At 70.6% G+C, this 2,100-nt stretch carries 2 protein-coding genes; both read left to right on the top strand.

The window, feature by feature from the left end; all coding sequences use genetic code 11:
• The first annotated feature begins 132 nt into the window (after positions 1–132).
• Complete coding sequence (locus tag ACKAE7_RS20770) at positions 133–1,281, top strand: TadA family conjugal transfer-associated ATPase (RefSeq protein ID WP_408980195.1); 1,149 nt, start codon at positions 133–135, stop codon at positions 1,279–1,281.
• Positions 1,278–2,051 (top strand): hypothetical protein, encoded by a 774-nt coding sequence (locus tag ACKAE7_RS20765; protein WP_408980194.1) that lies wholly within the window; start codon positions 1,278–1,280, stop codon positions 2,049–2,051. Before ACKAE7_RS20770 ends, ACKAE7_RS20765 begins: the two co-directional genes overlap by 4 nt.
• The last annotated feature ends 49 nt before the right edge of the window (positions 2,052–2,100 follow it).

Here is a 2,100-nt window from a genome sequence, read left to right as displayed (position 1 = left end):
GGCCAGGACAGTCCCCGGCAGGACAGGCCGCGCCTGGACAGTCCCCGCCAGGAGGGCGGGCGCCCGGGCGAACCCGGGCCCGGCGAATGGCGCAGACGCGGACACCGCACAGGTGAGCGGCAGGCTGTTGACCTGGGACTTCTCGAATCCGTGCGGGAGTCCATGATGTCGGACGCGGCCGCGGTGACGCCCTCGCGGGTGGCTGCGGCGGTGCAGGCCACAGGGAAGCTCTTGGGCACGGCGGGTTCACTCGCCGCCGTGGAACGGATCAGCGCCGAGCTGAACGGCCTGGGCCCGCTGCAGGCTCTCACCCGGGACCCGGCCGTGACGGACATCTTTGTGAATGCTCCCGGGTCCGTGTGGGTGGACAGGGGCCGCGGCATAGAGCGGGTGACCGTGGCCTTCGACAACGAGGCCCAGCTCCGGGCGTTGGCCTGCCGGCTCGTGGCGGCAGGCGGCAGGCGCCTTGATGACGGCTCACCCTGCGTGGACGTGCGGCTGGTCGGAGGCTACCGTGTCCACGCCGTGCTCCCGCCCGTCTCTACGGCCGGGACGCTGCTCAGCATCCGGATCCGGCGCGAACGTGTTTTCACGATGGATGAGCTGCGGGACAGCGGCATGTTCAGCTCCGGACTGCAGTGTGTCCTGGAACGGGTGGTGGAGCGCAGGCTGAGCTTCCTCATCAGCGGGGCCACCGGGTCCGGCAAGACCACCCTGCTCTCCACGCTGCTTGGACTGTGCAGTCCGGCAGAGCGGTTGGTCCTCATCGAGGATGCCTCGGAACTGAATCCTGTCCATCCGCATGTCGTGTCCCTGGAGTCACGCCACGGAAACCTGGAGGGCGGCGGCGAGGTGGATCTTGGCGATCTCGTCCGGCAAGCGCTGCGCATGCGGCCGGACAGGCTGGTGGTGGGTGAATGCCGCGGCGCGGAAGTCCGGGAGCTGCTCACTGCCATGAACACCGGACACAGCGGCGGGGGCGGGACTATCCATGCGAATACTGCCGCTGCTGTTCCCGCCCGGCTCACTGCGCTCGGTGCGCTCGCCGGAATGAATCCTGACGGCGTGAGGCTTCAGGCAGCGAGCGCGCTGGACGTGGTCATCCACGTTGACAGGACGCACCGGGGCCGGGCAGTGGCGTGCGTGGGCCTGATCGGGGACGGCCCCGGCGGACTCACCGTCCAGCCTGCCCTGGAAAGTGTTGAAGGCAGAGTGGCCGCCGGCCCCGGGTGGACCGCGCTGGCGGCACGGTTGGGGCTTGACCCGGGACCGCCCGTATGATCCTCCTTCTTGTCGTTTCCCTGGGACTGGCTGCGGTGCTGCTTGCCAGGCCGCCGCTGGGTGCACCCGCCAGGTTGCGCCGCACGGGCGCGTCCGGCCCGGTTCCGGGGCCAAAAGAGCCCTCACGGGGCGGCTTTGCGGGAAAGCTGCGTGGCGCCGGCAGGGGAGCAGAACGGCCTGCGGCCCCCATGACCCTGGTGGTACAGCAACTCGCCGCGCTACTCAAAGGCGGCCGCACGCCGGCGCGGCTCTGGGAGGAGATCTGGGACGTCTATGGTTCTTCCGGCTCCCATGCGTACGGCCTGTCCGCGGGATCCGGTGCCATGCTGGCCGCCGCGCGTGCTGCGGCCGGCCGCGGCATTCCCGTTTCGGAAGCCATCCGCCGGGCGTCGCCGTCCGCTTTTCCCCGGCGGGACAGGGAGTCCCGCATCTGGTCGGAGCTCGCGGCCTGCTTCGATATCGCGGAAGCAAGCGGCTGTCCGCTCGCAGACGTGCTGACCAGGTTCGCCGCACAGCTTGAAGTGGAGGACGACGCCGACGCGGCCCGCCAGACGGCCTTGGCCGGACCAAAGGCCACCGTCAGCCTCCTTACCTGGCTGCCGCTGATGGGGCTGGGCCTGGGAATGGCCCTGGGCGTGGACCCTCTCGCCATCCTGCTGGGAACACCCTGGGGACTCGCAGCACTTGCAGCCGGAGCCGGCCTGACAGTGGCCGGGCGCTTGTGGTCGGCCCGGCTGGTGGCCGCGGCAGCAGGGGCTGGAGCGCCATGACCCCGCCTTCCGCCGCAGTGCTCGCGCTCTTCCTTACCCTGGCCGCGGC

This window comes from Pseudarthrobacter sp. NKDBFgelt (assembly GCF_046097905.1).
Lineage (GTDB): Bacteria > Actinomycetota > Actinomycetes > Actinomycetales > Micrococcaceae > Arthrobacter > Arthrobacter polychromogenes.
Note: the sequence above shows the minus strand (reverse complement) of the source record. Positions and strands in the feature narration are given on the sequence as shown.

What these genes read in the sequence shown, in the direction of transcription:
- ACKAE7_RS20765 (WP_408980194.1), top strand. Translation starts at nt 1,278, where the DNA reads ATGATCCTCCTTCTTGTCGTTTCCCTGGGACTGGCTGCGGTGCTGCTT.